Source organism: Thioalkalivibrio sp. HK1, assembly GCA_000583135.1.
Lineage (GTDB): Bacteria > Pseudomonadota > Gammaproteobacteria > HK1 > HK1 > HK1.
Genome location: JFBG01000072.1, coordinates 1 through 21720, shown reverse-complemented (window position 1 = coordinate 21720; position 21720 = coordinate 1). Strand labels below are relative to the sequence as shown.

14 protein-coding genes are annotated in these 21720 nt (G+C 59.0%); 8 read left to right on the top strand and 6 right to left on the bottom strand.

Annotated features, from left to right (window positions below; all coding sequences use genetic code 11):
* The first annotated feature begins 110 nt into the window (after positions 1–110).
* Both ftsZ and lpxC read left to right on the top strand, forming a co-directional pair.
* Positions 111–1343, top strand: a complete 1233-nt coding sequence (gene ftsZ / locus BF99_RS0116580; protein WP_025771938.1) for a cell division protein FtsZ — start codon at positions 111–113, stop codon at positions 1341–1343.
* A 675-nt stretch (positions 1344–2018) separates the two neighbouring features.
* Positions 2019–2930 (top strand): UDP-3-O-acyl-N-acetylglucosamine deacetylase, encoded by a 912-nt coding sequence (gene lpxC, locus BF99_RS0116565; protein WP_025771936.1) that lies wholly within the window; start codon positions 2019–2021, stop codon positions 2928–2930.
* Positions 2931–3157: 227 nt separating this feature from the next.
* Here the strand turns inward: lpxC and BF99_RS23520 are convergent, their stop codons facing one another.
* Positions 3158–3544, bottom strand: coding sequence for a DciA family protein (locus tag BF99_RS23520; RefSeq protein ID WP_197019196.1), 387 nt, complete (start codon positions 3542–3544; stop codon positions 3158–3160).
* 129 nt (positions 3545–3673) lie between these two features.
* On the opposite strand from BF99_RS23520, the gene BF99_RS23515 reads away from it, so the two are divergent.
* The 5 genes from BF99_RS23515 to BF99_RS0116535 all read left to right on the top strand — a co-directional run bounded on the left by BF99_RS23515 (position 3674) and on the right by BF99_RS0116535 (position 16264).
* Entirely contained in the window at positions 3674–3853 is a 180-nt protein-coding gene (locus BF99_RS23515; RefSeq protein WP_197019195.1) for a hypothetical protein, read from the top strand.
* Between the two features lie 190 nt (positions 3854–4043).
* Positions 4044–6824: a preprotein translocase subunit SecA gene (gene secA, locus BF99_RS0116555; RefSeq protein WP_025771933.1), complete on the top strand. Its 2781-nt coding sequence runs from the start codon at positions 4044–4046 to the stop codon at positions 6822–6824.
* A gap of 93 nt (positions 6825–6917) precedes the next feature.
* Positions 6918–8150, top strand: a complete 1233-nt coding sequence (gene argJ / locus BF99_RS0116550; RefSeq protein ID WP_025771931.1) for a bifunctional glutamate N-acetyltransferase/amino-acid acetyltransferase ArgJ — start codon at positions 6918–6920, stop codon at positions 8148–8150.
* Between the two features lie 107 nt (positions 8151–8257).
* Entirely contained in the window at positions 8258–9262 is a 1005-nt protein-coding gene (locus tag BF99_RS0116540; protein ID WP_025771930.1) for a Nudix family hydrolase, read from the top strand.
* A gap of 660 nt (positions 9263–9922) precedes the next feature.
* A complete protein-coding gene (locus BF99_RS0116535; protein WP_156013409.1) occupies positions 9923–16264 on the top strand; it encodes a hypothetical protein in 6342 nt (2113 codons plus the stop codon).
* A 79-nt stretch (positions 16265–16343) separates the two neighbouring features.
* On the opposite strand, the gene BF99_RS0116530 is transcribed toward BF99_RS0116535, so the two are convergent.
* Together BF99_RS0116530 and BF99_RS0116525 are read right to left on the bottom strand one after the other, a co-directional pair.
* A complete protein-coding gene (locus BF99_RS0116530; RefSeq protein ID WP_025771927.1) occupies positions 16344–17273 on the bottom strand; it encodes a ketopantoate reductase family protein in 930 nt (309 codons plus the stop codon).
* A 47-nt stretch (positions 17274–17320) separates the two neighbouring features.
* Entirely contained in the window at positions 17321–18103 is a 783-nt protein-coding gene (locus BF99_RS0116525; protein ID WP_156013407.1) for a 2-keto-4-pentenoate hydratase, read from the bottom strand.
* Positions 18104–18342: 239 nt separating this feature from the next.
* Between BF99_RS0116525 and grxD the strand changes: the two genes are divergently transcribed.
* The gene (gene grxD, locus BF99_RS0116520; RefSeq protein ID WP_025771925.1) at positions 18343–19272 is read left to right on the top strand and encodes a Grx4 family monothiol glutaredoxin; all 930 of its coding nucleotides are present in this window, start codon (positions 18343–18345) and stop codon (positions 19270–19272) included.
* Positions 19273–19452: 180 nt separating this feature from the next.
* Here grxD and BF99_RS0116515 read toward each other — a convergent pair whose 3' ends face one another.
* The 3 genes from BF99_RS0116515 to BF99_RS0116505 all read right to left on the bottom strand — a co-directional run bounded on the left by BF99_RS0116515 (position 19453) and on the right by BF99_RS0116505 (position 21598).
* Positions 19453–20493 carry a S1C family serine protease gene (locus BF99_RS0116515; RefSeq protein WP_025771924.1) on the bottom strand — a complete coding sequence of 347 codons (1041 nt, stop codon included), beginning with the start codon at positions 20491–20493 and terminating at the stop codon, positions 19453–19455.
* On the bottom strand, positions 20490–20834 hold the full coding sequence (locus tag BF99_RS23840; RefSeq protein WP_231471425.1) for a hypothetical protein: 345 nt from the start codon (positions 20832–20834) through the stop codon (positions 20490–20492). Before BF99_RS23840 ends, BF99_RS0116515 begins: the two co-directional genes overlap by 4 nt.
* A 152-nt stretch (positions 20835–20986) precedes the next feature.
* Positions 20987–21598 carry a flavin reductase family protein gene (locus tag BF99_RS0116505; protein ID WP_025771921.1) on the bottom strand — a complete coding sequence of 204 codons (612 nt, stop codon included), beginning with the start codon at positions 21596–21598 and terminating at the stop codon, positions 20987–20989.
* Positions 21599–21720: the final 122 nt, after the last annotated feature.

Here is a 21720-nt window from a genome sequence, read left to right as displayed (position 1 = left end):
GGAGAAGGGCGGGCGCGATTCGAAAGGGTGCGGGTATCTTGCGCGGAGGAACGCGCGCTTTCGGATCGGCACCGGATTTTTTTTCAAACAACCCCTAGGAGGGTTCTACCATGTTCGAACTCGCTGATACGAGTACCAACAACGCGGTGATTCGGGTGATCGGAGTCGGTGGCGGCGGCGGCAACGCGGTCGAGCACATGATCACGAAAAATGTCGAAGGGGTGGAATTCGTTTGCGCCAATACCGATTCCCAAGCGCTGAAAAAATCGACGGCCCGGACCCTGATCCAGCTGGGCGCCGATGTCACCAAAGGGCTCGGGGCGGGAGCCAATCCCGAAGTCGGCCGCGAGGCGGCGATGGAGGATCGCGAGCGCATCAAGGAGCTCTTGGCCGGTTCCGACATGCTCTTCATCACCGCGGGCATGGGTGGAGGAACCGGCACCGGGGCTTCGCCGGTGATCGCGGCCTTGGCTCGCGAAATGGGCATCCTGACCGTGGCCGTCGTCACCCGTCCATTTCCCTTCGAGCGCAATCGTCGGATTCGGATTGCGGATGACGGTATCCGGGAACTGGCGCAGAACGTCGATTCGATGATCACCATTCCCAACGAGCGCTTGCTCAAGGTGCTCGGGGATAAGGTGACCTTGGTCGATGCCTTTGCCGCTGCGAACGATGTTCTTTGCGGGGCGGTGCAAGGGATTGCCGATCTCATCACCCATACCGGGATGGTCAACGTCGATTTCGCCGATGTGCGCACGGTGATGTCGGAGAAGGGTCCGGCGATGATGGGCTCGGGCCGGGCGAGCGGTCCGGATCGCGCCTCGCAGGCCACGGATGCCGCGGTGCGTTGTCCGCTGCTCGAAGATATCGACCTCAGCGGAGCGCGGGGGATACTCGTCAATATCAGCGCCCGCGACGATCTCTCGATTCAGGAGCTGAATCTCGTCGGCGATACGATCGGGGAGTTCGCCTCCGAGGATGCGATGGTCATCGTCGGCGCCACCTTGGACGAATCGATGGGCGAGGATATCGCCGTGACCGTGGTCGCGACCGGTCTGAGCGAGCCCGGCCAGAAATTTCGCCAAGGGATGCGTCTGGTCGGTTCTTCATCCGCCACCACGAACCGCGAGGCCGCCGGATCCGTCGATGACGAGGAAAGCATCCAGGAGATGCCCCAAGACGATCAACGATCCACCGCCTCCGACGCCTATCAGCGATCGTATCGGGAATACGACGAGCCGACCTACATACGCCAGGACAGCTCGGGATACGATACCAAGAGTCGCGGCGATGCGCGGGATATGATCAACATCCCCGACTTCCTGCGGCGTCAGGCGGACTGATATGGGACAACCCCGGCTCTTCGCGCTCTTCGATGAAGCGATGAGCCTTGGGGGGCGTCTTTTGCGGTAGGTTCGGCCAAAGACTCGGCGAAAGGCAACGAGTCGAGAGACGGCGAGTCAAGGCGAGGTTTTTCGATCTCCCGATCTCGAAGCGGCGGAAAATCCGGCGCTGTCGGGGGATGATCGAGCGCCTCGCCGACTCGATGGTTGCCGGGGATATCTCTTGGGAGATAAGCCCCTTGTGCCTCCTCGTGCGTCGACCACCGAATCGCCCGGCGAGTCAGTCATCGGGGCGAAGAGAAGAGTTCGTCTTTCGAAAAACGAGGCGATCCCCCTCGATGAGGTGGATGAGGTGAAAAGGCAATATCCCGATCCGAATTCGAAACTCAAGGGCACGAGAAATATGCTATAATAAAAATCGGCAAGGGTTGCCTTGGATGCCGCCGTCTCGAGTGGTATCGTCTTTACCGGCCCTTGGAAAAAGTTATTTGCCTTTTTCGTCGCTTTTCCGAAGCGGCCTAGGTCGCTTTTTGGTACTTGTAGATGAATGATTCGTTATGGAGCGCATACCGGAATTCGGATGTCGCAATCATCGAGCGAATGGGCGCGCCTTTTAGCCCTTCCTTCTTGAACTGAAGTTGCCATCGGAATTCTTCGAAGGAGAAGCGAGCGGCCATGATCAGGCAGCGGACACTGAAAAATATTATCAAGGCGACGGGAGTGGGCCTGCATACCGGGCGGAAAGTCTATCTTTCACTACGACCGGCACCTGCCAATACCGGAATCGTCTTTCGTCGAGTCGATATAAGCCCGGCGGTCGAGATTCGTGCATGCCCGGAAAATGTCGGGGATACGCGCCTTTCCACCACCTTGTGCAAGGGCGATGTAAGGGTTTCGACCGTCGAACATCTGCTATCGGCGATGGCGGGCATGGGCATCGACAACGCCTTCGTCGACTTGGATGCCCCCGAAGTGCCGATCATGGATGGAAGCGCCGGACCCTTCGTCTTCCTCATCCAGTCCGCCGGGGTCGATGAACAAAATACCCCCAAAAGATTCATCCGCATCGTCGAGCCGGTGCACGAGCAGCAAGACGATAAATGGGTTTGCTTCCGTCCCTTCGACGGCTTCAAGGTTTCGTTTTCGATCGAATTCGACCATCCCGTTTTTCGCGAGGGAATCAATCAGGCCACCGTGGATTTTTCCACCACTTCTTTCGTCAAAGAGGTCAGTCGGGCGCGCACTTTCGGATTCATGAGCGATATCGAACGCTTGCGCGAAAACAACCTCGCATTGGGCGGCACCCCCGACAATGCCATCCTCATCGACGACTATCGCGTACTCAATGCCGAGGGTCTGCGCTATCGAGACGAATTCGTCAAACATAAGATGCTCGATGCGATCGGCGATCTCTATCTTTTAGGACACGGGCTCATCGGATCCTATAGCGGCCATAAATCGGGGCACGAGCTCAACAACAAGCTCCTTCGAACCCTCATTTCCACCAAGAGCGCATGGGAGATGGTGGAGTTCGACGATGTCTCCGAAGTCCCCATCGTTTATATGCAACCGACCTTTGCCGAATGAATCTTAACCGCCGCCACGCTTAAGCGTCGATAGGCTAGCCGGGCGGGCCGCAACGTGGCCATGCCTTCCTTCGAAGGGTGATATTCGAAGACGGTCCCCGACCCTCGCTCGATCCCGAGCGATCATTGTTCGAAGATGGCATCGCCCGAAGCGATTTTCCTTGGCCCTCGCTTTTTTCATCTCGCTTAGGCGTTTTTTCCAAGACTTCCAAGACGCTCTTTCATCTCCTACCTCGCTTCTCGGGCACTTCGCTCTTCACGGGGGAGGATATCGGGGCGCACCCGGATTTCGATGCGTCGGATAGCGGGTTCTCCCAAGGCGCGGGCGATACGAGCGATGGCTTGCGGATTCAAAAAGCGCAAGCGCAAGGCCCCGGCGGCGCAATCCACGCTCACAAGCAGTCTGTCGCCCTTGATCTCGCGCAGGCGAATGGTTCCGATCGAGTCCGGACCGTCTTTCATTTCCGAGGCGATGGATTGTGCGAGAAGGGTGTCGAGGCGTTCGTACTCCTTGGCCCTTCGAAGCAATTTCCCGGGCTCGGATAGCCCGTCATCGATGATCGAATGAACGCTCTTCCAAGAGGCATTGGAGGGCCGTTGTCGATTGATAGGCATTGCATCGAGTGCTTTTGGTATCGAGGTGCTTTTTATATCGAGCCGCTTCATTGCATCGAACCGTCGAGTTTTGCTTTCGAAAAGCCGGTCGATTGTAGACGCCAAATTGTAGACGCCAGAGGGATATCGGTGCAAATTCCCGAAGATCCCGGAAAATCCCTCCCCTTGTCGAGGAGGAAAAAACGATGCGCCACGAAGCGATCCTTCGTATCGTCGGTCGCTGCGATAGGCGATGCCATCATCGGCGGCGTAGAATTCTCCTTGATCGAAGGCTTCGCCCTGAAATCCCCGGCGCAAGGGGGATTGTAAGGATGCAAATTCGATTCGCCCCGAGGGATTTCCTTTTAAAATAGGATCGAAACAGGATCGATTGTCGCTCCATCGATTTCGGTGTCCCAAGCATCGAAAAAGAGACATCGAAAAAGGGATATCGGCGGCTTTCATCGCCGAGCCCCCACCCCTTGCCGAGATATCGTTCACCCCATCACCGAGCATCCAGATGATCAAGGATCTATTCAAGAAGGTCGTCGGCAGTCGCAATGATCGTCAGTTGCGCAAGATGCGCCGCATCGTAGGTAGCACGAATGAACTCGAAGCGCAGATTTCGGCCCTCGACGATGCCGAATTGCGGGCGCACACCGATATCTTTCGCACCCGAGTTCAGCAAGGGGAGAGTTTGGAGTCGATCATGCCCGAGGCCTTCGCCGTGGTTCGAGAGGCCAGTCGGCGAGTCCTCGATATGCGTCATTTCGATGTTCAGCTGATCGGCGGCATCGCCTTGCATGAGGGGCATATCGCGGAAATGCGCACCGGCGAGGGCAAGACCCTCGCCGCCACCTTGCCCGCATACCTCAACGCCCTTGGCGGACACGGGGTGCATGTGGTGACCGTCAACGACTACCTCGCTCGGCGCGATGGTCAGTGGATGGGGGCCATCTACCAATTCTTGGGGTTGCGTACCGGGGTGGTGGTGCCGGGGATGGAGGCGCAGGACAAGCGCGATGCGTATGGTGCGGATATCGTCTATGCCACCAATAACGAACTCGGATTCGACTACCTGCGCGATAACATGGCGTTCAGCGATGCCGACAAGATGCAGCGCGAGCTCCACTACGCGATCGTCGACGAGGTGGATTCGATCCTGATCGACGAAGCGCGCACGCCCTTGATCATCTCCGGTCCCACCGACGAGAATTCCGATCTCTATCAGCGCATCGATCGGGTGATTCCGCAGTTGAAGCGCCAACGAGAGGAGAATGGCCCGGGGGATTATTCGGTCGATGAAAAGGCCAAGCAGGTGCATATCACCGAGGAGGGACACGAGCATGTCGAAGCCCTCCTGATCGATGCCGATATCTTGGCCCGAGGGGAGAGTCTTTACGATTCCGCCAATATCGCGCTGGTTCATCACCTCAATGCCGGACTGCGGGCGCACGCTCTTTATAACCGGAATGTCGAATATATCGTGCGCGATCGGCAAATCGTCATCGTCGATGAATTCACCGGGCGGACGATGCCGGGAAGGCGTTGGTCCGAAGGATTGCATCAAGCGATCGAGGCCAAGGAGGGGGTGCCGATCCAGAACGAGAATCAGACGCTGGCTTCGATCACCTTCCAAAATTACTTTCGTCAATACGAAAAACTCGCGGGGATGACCGGTACCGCCGATACCGAGGCGGCGGAGTTCCAGCAGATCTACAATCTCGAAGTGGTGATCATCCCCACCCATAAGCCGATGATCCGCGACGATATGGCGGATCTCGTCTTCTTGACTCAAGGGGAGAAATTCGAAGCGGTCTTGGAGGATATTCGCGACTGTGTCGCCCGCGGGCAGCCGGTTTTGGTGGGCACCACATCGATCGAGACCTCCGAACTATTGGCTAGGATGATGACCGATGCGGGTATCGCCCACGAGGTGCTCAATGCCAAGCAGCATGCCCGAGAAGCGGCGATCGTCGCTCAGGCGGGTCGTCCCTGCGCGGTGACCATCGCCACCAATATGGCGGGTCGGGGAACCGATATCGTGCTTGGCGGAAATCGCGATGTCGATCTCGCCGAGCTTCCCGCCGATGCCGACGAGGCGATCGTCGAGGCCGTGCAAAAGCAATATCAGGAACGTCACGAGGCGGTGATCGCCGCCGGGGGGCTGCATATCATCGGCACCGAACGCCATGATTCTCGCCGGATCGATAACCAGCTCCGGGGGCGCTCCGGCCGCCAAGGCGACCCCGGATCCAGTCGCTTCTATCTCTCCCTCGAAGACGATCTGATGCGCCGTTTCGCCTCGGAGCGGGTCGGGACGCTGATGCAAAAGCTCGGTATGGAGCATGGCGAGGCCATCGAGCATAAATGGGTCAGTCGGGCGATCGAGAACGCCCAACGCAAGGTCGAGGCCCATAATTTCGATATCCGCAAGCAGCTGCTGGAATACGACGATGTCGCCAACGATCAGCGCAAGGAGATCTACACCCTGCGCAAGGAGTTGATGGCGGTGGAGGATGTCTCGGAGCAGATACAGACCATGCGCGAGGATGTGGTGCAAAAGGTCATCAGCACCTATATCCCCCCTGAGAGCCTCGATGAGCAGTGGGATATCGATGGCCTCGAAGAAGCCTTGGAGCGCGAATTCGCATTGCCGATACCGGTGCGCCGCTGGCTCGACGAGGACGAGCGGCTTTATGAGGAGCCGCTGCGCAAGCGTATCTTGGATACCGTCGTCGATCGTTATCGGGAAAAGGAAACGCTGGCCGGGCCCCGGGTGATGCGCCATTTCGAAAAGGCGGTCACCTTGCAGATCCTCGATCGGTGCTGGAAGGAACATTTGGCGTCGATGGATTATCTTCGCCAAGGCATCGGTCTGCGCGGCTATGCCCAGAAGAATCCGAAGCAGGAATACAAGCGCGAAGCCTTCGAGATGTTCCATGCCCTGACCGAGCGCTTGAAGACCGAGATCGTCTCCTTGCTTTCGAAGGTGCAAGTGCGGGCGGAGGAGGATGTCAAAGCGGTCGAAGCCCAGCGTCGACAAAGCGCCCCGGTCGAGTATGTTCACCCTTCGCTATCGGGCGCCGATGCCCCGCCCGCCGCCGGCGCCGACCCCGCCATCGGGCGGCGGCTCCGGCCGGCGCTTGCGGGGACGGGCGGGCCCTCCCCGGCATCGACGGGCGATAACGAAGGGGCGGGTACCTATATCAGGGAAGGCCGCAAGATCGGTCGCAACGAGCTCTGTCCTTGCGGTTCGGGCAAGAAATACAAGCGTTGCTGCGGACGCCCCGCTGCCTGACAAGGAAATGCCTGATAAGGAAAGGGCCTTGTCGGATACCGAACGATTCGCCTTCGGTACCGATTGTCGAAGGTTTTGGAGGAGGTCAAGAAAATGCCGGTCGGATTGAGCGCCCCCGAATCGTTGGCTCCCATCGACGGGGTATGGGTGGGAACGGCGGCCTCGGGCGCTCGCAAGGAGCATCGAGACGACTTGACCCTGTTCGCCTTTTCCGGCGATACCGAAGTGGCGGCGACCTTCACCGACAACGCCTTTTGCGCAGCTCCCGTGCTCGTTGCGCGGGAGCACCTGAGGCAGGCTCGACCTCGCTACCTGCTGGTCAACGTCGGCAGCGCCAATGCCGGCACCGGCGAGCCGGGCATCGCCGATGCCCGTCGTTGCTGCGCCTTGGTCGCCGATGCCCTCTCAGGCCCGGATGACCAAGTGCAGGCCGATTCGGTGCTGCCTTTTTCCACCGGGGTGATCGGCGAGCCCCTACCGATGGAGCGCATCGCTCGCGCCATTCCCTTCGCTTGCGAGTCATTGAAGCCCGATGGCTGGCTCGAAGCCGCCCTCGCCATCCTCACCACCGATATCCTCCCTAAAGGGATCTCCCTATCCAAGCGGATCGGCGGGCGGCAGGTGCGACTGACGGGGATTGCCAAGGGCTCGGGGATGATTCATCCGAATATGGCCACGATGCTGGCCTTCATCGCCACCGATGCCAAGGTCGAAGCCCAAGTTTTGGAGGCGGTGCTGCAGCGGGCGGTGCACCGAAGTTTCAATCGCATCAGCGTCGACGGCGATACCTCCACCAACGATGCCTGCGTTCTCGCCGCCACGGGAGCTGCGGATAACCAGCCGATCGCGCTTGACAGTCCCGAATGCGCCGCCTTCGCCGATCTCGTTTGCGAGGCCACCGCATTCCTTTCCCAAGCCATCGTGCGCGATGGCGAGGGGGCGACGAAATTCGTCGAGATCGAAGTGATCGAGGGAGAAAACGAGAACGAGTGCCTGCAGGTTGCGAAAACCGTGGCGCATTCACCCTTGGTCAAGACCGCCTTGTACGCCGGTGATGCGAATTGGGGGCGGATCTTGGCCGCGGTGGGTCGGGCGGGCTTGGCCGATCTCGATATCGCTCGTATCCGCATCTGGCTGGGGGAGGTCTGCATCGTCAGCGCCGGGGCTCGCGATCCAAAATATCGCGAAGAGGCGGGGGCTGCGGTTCTTGCCCGAGAGGAGATCCGAATCCGGATCGCTTTGGGTCGGGGCAAGGCCGCGGATCGTATGTGGACCTGCGATTTCTCCCATGACTATGTCAGTATCAACGCCGACTATCGCTCCTGATGCATGGCGAATCGGGGGTGATCGATGGCATCGATTCGATATTCGCCCAAGCGTACGAGGCTTCGGCGGGGAGCGTTCATCGAAGGAATGATGGTTAGGGGCGAGGAATGAGTCGCGACCTCTCGCCAAGGAGCATTCATGTGGTGGCCGGGGTCGTTCTCGATCCGAAGGGGCGAAATGTCTTGGTGGCCCGGCGCGTGCACGGGCGTTTTTCGGGTCGTCGGGAATTCCCCGGGGGCAAGGTCGAGCCCGGCGAATCCCGCTGGGAGTGTCTTGCGCGCGAGCTGGCCGAGGAAGTCGGCATCCGCATCGAAAAGGCCCGCCCGCTGATCCGTTTGCGCCATCGCTACCTCGAAAGAGAGATCGATCTCGATATCTGGCGGGTGGAATCGTTCAGCGGCGAAGCCAAAGGCTGCGAGGGGCAGCCTATCGAATGGTTGCCCTTGGAGGATTTGGATCCCTCGAGTTTCCTGCCCGCGAACGAGCGGGTGATCACCGCTTTGCGATTGCCTGCTCGTTATCTCATCACCCCCGAGCCCCGAGGCGATGCGAGGGCTTTTTTGGATCGTCTCGCACAACGGGTGGATCGAGGCTTCGATCTGGTGCAACTGCGCGCAAAGACGATCGAGAACGAGGATGATCTGCTCCGGCTCGCTCGAAGTGCCCGAGCGATTTGCGAAGATGCCGGGGCGAGGCTCCTCGTCAATGCCTCTCCCGCCCTTGCCCTTCGCTCCGGAGCCGACGGTGTGCACCTCGACTCCAAGCGGCTATTCGATCTTGCCGACGGTCCGGCCCGCTCTTGCGCCGCCGATATCGAGGCCTTGGACGAGTTGCGGGATAAAGGCGCTTTGATCGCCGCCTCTTGCCACGACGAGCGAGAGATCGATCTTTCAAAAACCCTGCGCTGCGATTTCGCGGTCGCCGGGCCCGTGCATCGCACCGCAACCCATCCCGAGGCCTCGATCTTGGGTTGGCAAGGATTCACCGCCCTCGTGCGTCGGGCCTGCATGCCGATCTTCGCTCTCGGAGGACTCGAAGAGAAGGATATCCCCCTCGCTCATGGATACGGGGCGCAAGGAGTCGCCGCCATCCGAGCCTTTTGGGAGGGTTGAACGCCCGCGCTTTCGAAGGAAAGCGAAAGGCGCGGCGTTCACGGGTTTTTTTGCGAACGGAGGTTAGGGATCATGCCTTTCGGCACGGGATTTCAGGGTCTCTATCCATCGAATTTCTCGTCGATGTTCAATGTACGCTCTTAGGGATGCCTCGGCGGGGATGGTATAATCCGTGATTGGAGGACGAGCCCGGTCTTTTATCCGATGCTTGCCGCTTATAAAGCGAGACCTTAGCCCGGTACCGATTCCCGAATTTCATTTTCAAATTCCGTTTTTAAATCCCATTGCTTAGGTTCGAGATTTGACCCGATGCAATCGATGATCCCGTCAACCCCGAAAACCGAGCGAGGGTATCGTCTTTCCTATCGATCGCTTTTCGAGATCATCATCGAAGCCTCGTTCGCATCGATTCATCGAATCCTTTTTATATTATCGAGGATCGGATCGCCGCCGGTCTTTTATAGAAGCGCAGATAGTCCTAAAGAGTGCGAAGTCACTCCTTGCGAAGTCACTCCTTTTATAAAGAAAAGCCGACTCGTTCGGCGGGTCATCGCGATCGGCACCGGGATTGCATTGACAATTGCAGCGCTTCAACCGGCATTCGCACAATATTCCCTGACCATCAATCAAGGCAATACCATTACGATAAACGAAGGACAGATGAAAACCGTATCGCTTCGAGTTCTGGCAAGTGAGAGCGTCGGTACGCGATCCGTCAGGCTGACACTGGCCAGCACCGATTCCAAGCGCTTGCAAGTCAGCCCGGCAACGGTGAATATCGACAGATGGAGCGTCGATAGCATCCCCACCATACCCATCATTACATTCCAGACCACGATCACATTGACCGCCGTGCATGATGGCGACACCGGTGATGAGCGAATCGATATCAGGACATCATATAGTCATAGTGCCTCTCCCGATCTTAGGGTGGTCAGAATCAACGACGATGACGATATAGCGGCCACGGGGACGATTCAGATCAATCCTGCCGGGAGGATGCTCTTGGGCGAGGGTCGATCGGGCACCTTCCAGGTCACGCTCAGCGCCGCTCCGAATGCTTATGTAAGGGTCGATATTTTGCCGAGAGTCTCATTGACGAGTGTTTCTCCGAGTTTTTTGGGCTTTTCCGTCACGAATTGGGGCACGGCGAAAACGGTCACCGTCACCGCCGCCCAAGATGACGATGGACTCGATCACAACGAGCCGATCACCCTCTCGGCCACGGGAGGCTTCACCGCTCCGGATGCCTATCTGTGGGTCGAAATCGACGACGACGAGGAGCAGGGATTCGATATCGACACCACCTCCTTGGAGATCGACGAGCCCGGAACGGACAGTTTCGGTGTGCGCTTGGCGACGCGCCCGTCGGCCGATATGAGCGTGACACTGACCACCACGGATTCGAATCTGACCGTCGATACCGACCCGCAAACGGCGGGCAATCAAACCATTTTGAGATTCAATCGATACGGCCAGACCAACGCTTGGAATCGATACCGGACGGTGAACGTCGCACTCGCCGAGGACGACGATGCGCTCGATGAGCGACTGTTCATCAACTTCACCGGAGCGGGGGGGGATTACGCGGGAAAGACCGGATCCCTCAGAGTCGATACCGACGATCCCGACGAGTACGGATTCGATGTCCAACCCGATCCCTTCATCGCGGTGGAAGGGCAGACCGTCAACGTCCAACTGCGCCTGACGGCCCAGCCTCAAAATAACGATACTTATGTGCGTATCGCGTTCACCGGTATCGGTCATCGACTGTCTTTCGTCGGCGAGAGCGGCAGCCCCTCCTTCATTACCAAGACATTCAAGCGTTCGGGGAATACGAATCGTTGGGATCAATATCAAACGATTCCCATCAGCGTCGCCCGAGATCCCGATCTGGTCGACGAAACCCCCGGGATAAGATTCTCTGCGCTCTTCGGCGAGACCGATATTCGTAGATACGATATAGGTTCGCTAAGGACCCTCACCGTCCACGACACCGAAAAACCCACCGGTTCGATAACCGCTTTCCCGGGAGGGAATATATCGATCAACGAGGGCGCATCGGCGACCATCTCCGCCAGACTCACCGAAAGCCCCTATCAAAATGCGACGATCCATTTTTCGAATACCAATCCCGATGTGACGATAAGCCCCACCTCTTTGAACTTCAACCAATCGAACTATTCCAGCAACCAAAGCGTTACCGTCACCGTTGCCCAAGATAGCGATTTCACCGACGATACCGATACCATCACCCTGATTACGACGGGAACCCTTCGCACACCGAAGGTTACGAGGTCGATCCGCATCGCCGACGACGACAACCCCCAAGGAACGATCGAGGTCGCCCCGGCGGGGACGTTGAATATGGACGAAGGCGATTCGGCGACCCTATCGATCAAATTCAGCACCGCCCCCAAGGCGAATGCGACGATCTCGCTTTCGAAGACCAATTCGGATGTGAGACTCTCCCCCGCTTCCTTGACATTCACTCCCTCGAACTATTCCACCGCGCAAACGGTTACCGTCTCGGTCGCCGAGGATAGCGATGGGAATAACGAATCGGACACGATCACCCTGACGGCATCGGGGGGAATCGACGCCCCTAACGTCACCAAGATGGTCTCCATCGACGATGACGAGCCCACCCCGGGCACGATAGAGCTCTTACCGACCGGGAGGCTGGCTCTGGATGAAGGCGAATCGGGCACCTTTTCCGTCAGATTGGGGACCATCCCCGAAGGAAATGTGACGGTCTTGCTTTCGAAGACCAACTCGGATATCACTCTTTCCCCGACTTCGTTGACATTCACGATACAGAATGCTTCGACCGCGCAAATGGTCACGGTTTCCGCCGCCGAGGATGATGACGGGGTCGACGATAGCGACACCATTACCTTGGCGGCATCGGGCGGGATCACCGCACCGAATGCCACCAAGGTCGTCGCCGTCAACGATGACGAACCTCGTCCGGGAACGATACGGCTCTCACCGGCGGGGACGCTGAGCGTCGACGAAGGCGAATCGAATACCTTCTCGGTCAGATTCGACGCCACCCCGAGATGGGATGTGACGGTCTCCCTTTCGAAAACCGAGCCGGATATCACCCTCTCCCCCGCTTCTTTGACCTTCACCCCGTCGAATCATTCAAGATGGCAAATGGTCACGGTTTCCGCCGCCGAGGATGACGATGCGGCCGACGATACCGACATGATTACCCTGACGGCATCGGGAGGAATCGCCGCTCCGGATGTCACGAAGCAGGTCACCGTCGATGACGACGAGCAGGCGGCTTTCGACCTCACCACCTTCAGCATGAATTTGATCGAGGGCGAAAAAGCCACTTTCGGGTTGCGCTTGGCGAGCCGACCCTTGGAGGATATCCGCGTATCGTTGATTGCCAATCTGCTCGGTTCGTCCTCGAACACTTTGACCGTCGATGCCGACCCCGATGAGGCGGGAAACCAATTGATACTGGACTTCAATCGACAGGGCCAAACAAAGGCTTGGGATGAATACCGGGAGATAAGCCTCTTCGCCGCCCATGACAGCGATAAAAAGGACGAGTCGTTCAGGGTGGTCATCGCCGAGATCGACGGGGATTATCCGAGCGGCCCGGCGGTGGTGAAGGTCACCGTCTCCGACGACGATGCCGACAAGCCGTCGGGGAGCATCGAGGTGACCCCGGCGGGGGCGTTGTCGATAGACGAGGGCGAATCGCAGAGTCTTTCCGTCAGCCTCGACACCGCCCCGACGGCGAACGTGACTCTTTCCTTGCTGTCTTTGAACGAGGATCTATCCTTCTCCCCCGCATCGCTGACCTTCACCGCTTCGAACTATTCCACCGCGCAATCGGTTTCGGTCGCAGCGGCAGACGATGCGGATGCCGTCAACGACTCCGCGACGATCGTCTTTCGAACATCGGGGGGCATCATCGCCTCGGATGCGACGAAGTCCGTTACCATCATCGACGACGACGAGCCACCGGGAAGTATCGAAGTCACCCCGGCGGGAACGCTGAGCATCGACGAAGGCCGCTCGGCCAGCCTCTCGGTCAGCCTCAGCACCACCCCGCGATCGAATGTGACGGTTTCCCTTTCATCCTCGAACTCGGAAGTGACCCTCTTTCCGGCGCAAGTGATCTTCACCCCCTCGAATCATTCCATCGCCCAATCGATCTCGATCACGGCGGCGCAGGATTCGGATACCGAGAACGACTCCGCGACCATCACCTTGGAAGCATCGGGGGGGATCGTGGCTTCGAATGCGACGAAGATCGTCGCCGTCATCGACGACGACAATCCCCAAGGCACCATCGAGCTCGCTCCGGCGGGGACGCTGGTCATGGGCGAAGGTCGATCCGGCACGTTCATGGTCAGTCTCGGTGCGGCCCCGAAAGCGAACGTGACGGTCTTGCTATCGTCCTCGAACTCGGATCTGACCCTTTCTACGAATTCCCTGACCTTCACCCCCTCGAACCATTCGAGCGCGCAGACGATCCAAGTCACCGCCGCCCAGGACAGCGATGTCGACGACGATTCGGCCACGATAACCCTCGAAGCCTCGGGCGGCATCGACGCTCCGGATGTGACGAAGGCCGTTGCCATCATCGACGATGACAAACCATCGGGCACCATCGAGCTCGCCCCGGCGGGGACCTTGTCGATAGACGAGGGCGCATCGGGGAATCTCTCGGTCAGTCTCGATTCCGCCCCGAGCGGGAATGTGACGATTTCCCTGGCATCGTCGAATCCGGATGTGACCCTCTCCCCGAGCGCCTTGACCTTCACCGTCTCGAACCATTCGAGCGCACAAACGGTTCGGGTCGCCGCCGCCCAAGACACCGATACCGTCAACGATTCGGCGACGATCACGCTTCGAGCCTCGGGAGGGATCGTCGCTTCGGATGCGAGAAAGTCCGTCACCGTGATCGACGACGATTCCACGGTGCCGACTCCCTCGGGGAATATCGTTGTTTCCCCTTCGGGAACGCTGAACGTGGACGAGGGCGAGTCGGGGCGTTTGGATATCCACCTCTCGGTCGCCCCGAATGCGGATGTGACGGTCTTGCTTTCGAAGACCAATCCGAATATCACCCTCACCCCGACCTCTTTGACCTTTATCCCGGCGAACTATCAGGCGGTGCAATCGATCACCGTTGCCGCAAGCGAGGATGCCGATGCGGTGGACGATACCGATACGCTGACCATCGAGGCCTCGGGAGGAATCATCGCTCCCTCCCTTGAAAAGGCCGTCACCATCTTCGACGACGATCCCCCCCCGCATCCGACGGGGAGGATTTTGCTCTCCCCCGCGGGAACGCTGTTGATGGACGAAGGCGGTGGGGGCGTTCTTTCGGTCAGTCTCAGCGCCGCCCCGGATGCGCAAGTGACGATTGTCCTGTCATCCACGAATGCGGATGTGACGCTCTTCCCCACGACCTTGACCTTCACCCCCTCGAACCATTCCACCGCGCAAAGCGTTTCGGTCTCGGCAAGTCAAGATGCCGATGCCGTCAACGATTCGGGGAGGATCGATCTTCGAATATCCGGGGCGATCACCGCTTCGGATGCGACCAAGGCCTTCACCGTCATCGACGACGAATCATCGACGACCACCCCTTCGGGCAGCATCGTTCTCATCCCATCGGAAGGATTGGTTATGAACGAGGGCGGTTCGGGACGAAGGATCGATATCCGCCTGTCGACGGCCCCCGATACGAATGTGACGGTCTTGCTTTCGAAGACGAATTCGAATCTGATACTCGATAGGACGTCGTTGATTTTCACGCCCTCGAACTACTCGACGACGCAGACGGTCAATATCTCCACCGCCGACGATATCGATGCGCTGAACTATACCGACACCATCACCCTCGAGGCCTCCGGTGGTATCGTCGCTCCCCATGAAACGATACCCGTCACCGTCATCGACGACGATTTCCCGCTTTCGCCGGTGCAGCCCACACCCGTCGATGGAGGAGAAAGTCTCATCGTTACCCCTGCAGGTCCGGTGGATATTCCCGAGGGTCGGCGCCTTTCCCTCTTCTTCAGGCTTGCGAATACACCCCCGAAAGCCCTTTTCGTCAACTTGGCGAGCCGAAACGGCCTCCTTTCCTTGGCCCCGACCTCGTTGGTCTTCACCCCCTCGAGCTCGACTTGGGCGTCGGGATTGCCGGTGGAGGTTTTCGCCATCGAGGACTCGGATGCCGATGATGGCCATGATTCGATCGACATCGAGTCCATCGGCGAGACCACCTCGATGTCGACGATCGCCCTTCGAGTCATCGACAACGATCGGCCCGAGGAAAGCCCCGAATGGGAGATCAAATCCCGAGCCCTGGCCATTCCCCCGCCGAGTGCCCGAGATAGCGCCTTCATCCGCATCCGCTGCAATCAGGATACCCCTTGCAAGGTCTTCCTCGATTGCTCGACCCAAGCCGGGAGGGTCTTGCAGGGTTATCTTCCGGTGATTCGGGCGCAGGCGACGTCGACCCTCGTTCCCGGCTATCTCCAAGAGCGCTTCGGATTGGATGGTTCGTGGGAGGGAAGGCTCGGCTGCGCTTTGAGAAGCGAAGAGAATATCGGCTCCCAAATCTGGACGCGCTCCGGGGATGGGGTGCTCGTCAATAACAGTGCGGTGATTCGAAGCGCGATGGCAGGCGAGGGCTATCGAGCGGATATCGAATCGATTCCCTCGCCCGATGCCGCCGATCGATCGAATATCAGGATTCGCTGCGATTCGCAACAGGACGATTGCTCGAACACCGTTTTCGTGTGCTATTTAGATGAGGGACAAAGGTACGAGGCGGCGTTGGGGATTATCCCTTCGGGAAGCACCAGACATCTGCAATCGGATGAACTGGTAAGCATCTTGGGACACAGGTGGCCGGGTTTGGGCCTTTCCTGCGAGGTGCGATCCGATGGGCGATTCACCGCGCAAATACTGACCCGAACCGGCGGCGGCGGAGCGCTGGTCAATAACAGCGCGACCGGGGAATGAGGGATTCGGATCGTCCGCTTTCGATGCCGCCCGCACCCCTCGGGGCGGGGGTATGCGATGCAAGGCGATCGCTCAAGCCTTAGCCTTCTCGATCGAAGCGCTCCTCTTGGTAGCGGACGATGGCGCTGATGGTTTCGTTATGAGGGGCCAAAGTGCCCGCTTTTTCGGCCACCACCGGCACCATGCCGTTGATGGCATCGATTTCGGAGCGGCGCCGGGCGAGATGGTCTTGTAGCATCGAGGGTCGGCTTTGCCGGATCCGGCCACCGAAGTCGCGCACATAATCCACCGGATCATCGAAGGAAAAATTCACGCCGAGGGCGACCCCTGCGAGAAAAGCCTCTTCGGCGCAGCTGCGGGAGACCTGCCAGATATGCGGATTATCGAGCAGCTCGCCGACGGTGCTGTGAAAGACCGTACAGGGGCCGCTGAAAGCGACGTTGCAGACGAATTTTTCCCATACCAGCTGCTCGATATCGTCGAAACAGCGAACATTGAAACCGGCATCTCGCCATACTCGGGCCACGCCTTCCAAGCGCTCGCTGATCTCTCCTTCGAGTTCCCCGAGTCGGATCATCTCCATGCCGTTATGCCAAGCATGGCCGGGGGCGCGCATCGCGGCCCCGAATCCTCCGGCGACCCCCAGCAAAACCCGGTCGGCTTCGATGTGGCGGCAGATTCGCTCGGCCGCTCCGAGCCCGTTCTGGATCGTCAGGACCACGGTATCGTCGCCGAGCAAGGGGGGAAGGGAAGCGGCGGCGGCCTCCACCCCCGAGGCCTTGGTGGCGATGATCACCAAATCGCAAGATCCGACTTCCTCGGGATCGTCGGTGGCCGAAAGAGAGACGGTGCGATCACCGCTGGCCCCCTCGACCCGCAATCCCTCTCGCCGGATGACATCGATATGCTCGGCCCAAGTGTCGATGGCCCAAACATCGTTTCCGGCGTCGGCGAGGAGGGCGGCGTAGACCGACCCCATCGCTCCGGTTCCCACCACCGCTATTTTCATATTCGTCGAACCTCATATCGTCGAAAGGGCTTGGGCTCTCGATCCCTTCATCGACGGAAAGCGACCTCGCAACTGCCGATCCCGTCGAAGGAGGCCCGCCATCGATCGCCGCGGGCGGGATCGTGCTTGCTGAACGAGCCGGTGATCAGCCGCTGCCCGGATTTCAAAGCGAGTCCGTATTCGCCCAGAATATTGGCCAAAGTCGCGATGGACGAGAAGTGATCGTCGATGACATCGCGCCCGACCATGCTCGCTTCGAGTCCGCCGTTTCGTTCCATGCGAACGACGAGATCGTCGGACAGGAATTCTGCAGGCAGGGGGATCGTCTCGCCGTGGACGACCGCCCACTGGGTCAGGTTATCCGCTACCGAGAGCGCAAAATCCAAGACCCCGCCGTCTCTTCTTTGGTTGATTTCCATTCCCGGGGCGACCCCGGCCACCGCGCCCCGGGTCTGTTCGGGAGTGATTCCGGGGCCTTCGAGATCCGCACCCATGACGAAGCAGAGCTCGGGCTCGATTCCGGCGCCGACCACGATATCGTCGAGGTCGATCTCGCTCCCCGAGGGGATCAAGCCTTGGTGCAGCAAGTAGCCGAAGGGTTGTCGATCGCTGCCGAATCGTTTGCGTACCGAGGGCGAGGTCAGGCCGATCTTCCAGCCCGCAAGTTCATCGCCCCGTTCGAGGCGTCGATTCAGCACCGCGATTTGCAATCGCAAGGCTTCATCGAAGGACAATCTCCCTTGCAGCGCGATCGGAAAAAATGCGTTGCGCTCATAGCCCTCGACGATGAGGTCGGCGGCTTCGTCGATATCGGTCGGGGTATCGCTCATCGATGTCTTTGCCCTCGGTATTTTTTGAAAAAGGCGGCGTTTTTTCGGTGCGAGGATCGATGGCTCTTGCAAGGCTTCGTTCGGGTGAGCGTATGATCCACCATCGATATTCGTGATCAAGGCCCCTTGATCGGGCATCTTGCGAAACATCGGAAGGTCGTCGATCATCGATCATGGATAATAAGGGATTGCGCAAAGCGCAGCCCATCAACATCAAGTGAAGATTCAAGGAGAGACCGATGCCGTTGGATCCGTCTTTGCAGTCCCGTATCGAATCGCTGATCGAAGCCGATCGGGTGGTATTGTTCATGAAGGGTACCCGCATGCAACCGATGTGCGGTTTCTCCGCCACCACCGTATCGATGCTCGATTCGCTGGTATCCGACTATACGACCTTCAACGTTCTCGAAGATCAGCGGATCCGCGACGGCATCAAGGAGTTTTCCGAGTGGCCGACGATCCCCCAACTCTATATCGATCGCGAATTCGTCGGCGGCTGCGATATCGTCAAGCAGATGTTCAACAGCGGCGAGCTGCACGAAGCCTTGGGGCTCGAAGCGCCGGATCGAACCCCTCCGGCGATATCGATCAGCGATGCGGCGGCGGACCTCATCCGTCGAGCGCGCGAGGGCAACCCCGGGCAAGCGGTGCATCTATCGATCGACGGGCGTTGGCAGCACGCCTTCAATCTCGCTCCCGTTCAAGGCCATGAGATCCGTGCCGAGGACAAAGGCGTGGAGATCCTCTTCGATATCGCCTCCGCCCCCAAGGCCAAGAACCTCGCCATCGATATCGAGGAAACGATGCAGGGCACGGCCTTCAAGATCGACAACCCCAATGCCCCGCCGCCCGTCAAGCAAATCACCCCCGCCGAACTCGCAGCCGCGATGGCCGCCCGAGGAGAGGGGCTTGAATTGGTGGATACCCGTACATCTGAGGAGCGCGAGCAGGCGAAGATCGAGCCTTCGACCCTCTTGGATCGGGAGACGATGCAAAGTCTGTCGGCGCTACCCAAGGATAGCTATCTGGTTTTTTACTGCCATACCGGGGTGCGCAGCCAGTCGGTGGCCGAACATTTTCGCGCCGAGGGCTTTGTCAATGTGCACAACCTGAGCGGCGGTATCGATGCGTGGTCGCGCGAGGTGGATACGAACCTGCCGCGATATTGATCGCCAAAAGCGCCCGCATTTATCCCGATCCGAGGGTGGACGATGGAGCGACACCCTCGGCTTGGCGATCGAGGCGATTTCGGATCGCCCAGAGAAAGAGAATAGGCTAGGGGGCCTAAGAATCCGATCGATGGTTCCGATCTGTCGTCGATCGCATGGAACCCTCGATCGCCGCTTCGTTCAATGCACACTCGCCTTTTTGAGACGAGCGTTGCGATCGATCGATATCAGGGTGATTCGATGGAGATCGCCGTTGCGGACGATGCCCAGAGGCACTTCGCATCCGGCCGGTCCCAAGTTCCAGATGGCGCGAAAGAGATCGGCGAGATTCTCGACTCCTTCCCCGGCGACATCGATGATGATATCTCCGATTTCGAGCCCCCCTGCAGCCGCCGGACAGTGATCGTAAAGACCGGCCACGACCAGATCTTCCTCTTCCGTTTTTTGCACGATGAAGCCCAGCCAAGGGCGAGGACTCCGATCCGGTACCCCGAGCCTTTTGATATCCCCGATGCTCGCCTTCGCCAGATCGATGGGCACGATCATATTCGCCCCCGACTCCTCTCCTTCGGGGGAAACGGTATGCACCATCAACGAGCCGATCCCGAGCAACTTCCCATCGAGAGCGACCATCGCCGCTCCGCCCCAGTTCGAATGCGCAGGCGCAGTGAAAAAGGCCTCGTCCAGTAAATATTCCCAGTAGCCTGCGAATTCGCGCTTGGCGACGATCCGGGCGGCGATGATTTCATTGCCCCCGACGCTGCCATGGGCGGCGACGATCACCCGATCCCCCACCTTGCAGTTGGCGCTTTCTCCCAGCGTCAGCCTCGTGGCCGAGATCGGCTGTAGCGCCTGGACGAGCCCGAATCCCGTTTCTTGGTCATGACCCAAAACATAGCCGGGAACGGCCTTGTTCTCTTGGTCGATGATCCAAACCCTTTCCGCTTCGGTGATCAGATAGCCGATGGTCAGAACCGTCCCGTCGTCGTCGATCACCACCCCGCTACCGGCGCGTTCGGTGCCCAATACCTCCGCGGTCAGGGCATCGTCGGGGATCTCGGTACGGATACCCACAAGCCCGGCGCGCAAAGAATCCAAGTCGACCTTGGGGGTGGATTGATCTCCCGCTTCCTCGGTGCCGGGTTCTTCCGACGGTCCTTGGGCCTGCTTCGGATCGGGCGTCGACGAGGGATCCGGTGATTCGTTCGATTTCTTGGTCATGATGCAGCCACGAGCAAAGGATGCAGGCGAGGGCGACCGAATCCGGTCGATGGCGGGAGGGGGCTCGGCAGGCGAATTCCGCTCATCGACGGTATCGACGCCCCGAAAAGGCGCTCGCTGCGGATCGTTGCCGGACGAGTGCGGGGTTTTGGATATCGAGCGTCGATCATGCTGCGCTCATCGTCGAGAGATCGGCGGCATCTGCGATACCAGGACATGCATGCGGATCGCCTTTCGAGGATATCGGTGCCGACCGGCAGCGTTTTTCGCATGACGGCATGGCTCCGCCCGATATGAGCGCTCGCAGAAGCGATCGGGCGATCGCAATCGCTGGGGATCATCGGCTTTTCTTGTGCATGGGATGTTATTTTTCTCCTCGTCATCGACGACGGGGCGGATGCGCGATGAACGTCCGATGAACGATGGCGGCGATGATCGATCGACGCTCGAAATCGAGAGTATGAAGGGTAAAGAGTACGCAAAAAACTTGATTTCAATCGGGTCGCGGCATGGTGAAGATCCCCTCCACCGATGTGTAATCGAAATAACCCAAGCGGGCCACCGGACGCAAGGAGGCGACGTCGATCATGCCGTCTTTGATGATGGCATCGTCGATATGGATGCCGACGACCTCGCCGAAGATCACGCGATTGGGCTCGCCTTCGTCCCAAGTCGGGAGGTTGAGGCTCAGGTAATGGCGGCATTCGAGATGCACCGGGCTCTCGGCGACCCGCGGCGGCCGAACGAGGCGCGAGGGAATGGGGGTCAGCCCCGCTTGTGCGAATTCGTTCGTCGTTCGAGGCAAGGAGGCGGAAGTCTTGTTCATCGCCTCCCGTAAATCCCAAGTGGTGAGGTTGCACACGAATTCCCCGCAGGCCTCGGCATTGCTCGCGGTATCTTTGGCCCCGCCCTCGATGTGCCTTCCGCCGGCCGAAAACATCATGATCGGGGGGCGAAAAGAGACCGCATTGAAAAACGAATAGGGGGCGAGATTCACATTGCCTTGCGGATCCATGGTGCTGATCCAGCCGATGGGACGGGGAATTATCAGCGATTTGAAGGGGTCGTGGGCAAGACCGTGGGGATTTGTCGGTTCGTAGAACATGCTTTGATCTCGGTGGTCGCCGATCGCGGCGGATTGGTGGATCCTCTTGGATCGATGGAGTGTGAGCGAATCGAGTCGAAGTAAGGAATCGTAAAAAGGGCCGTTTCGTTATCGAGCCGGCG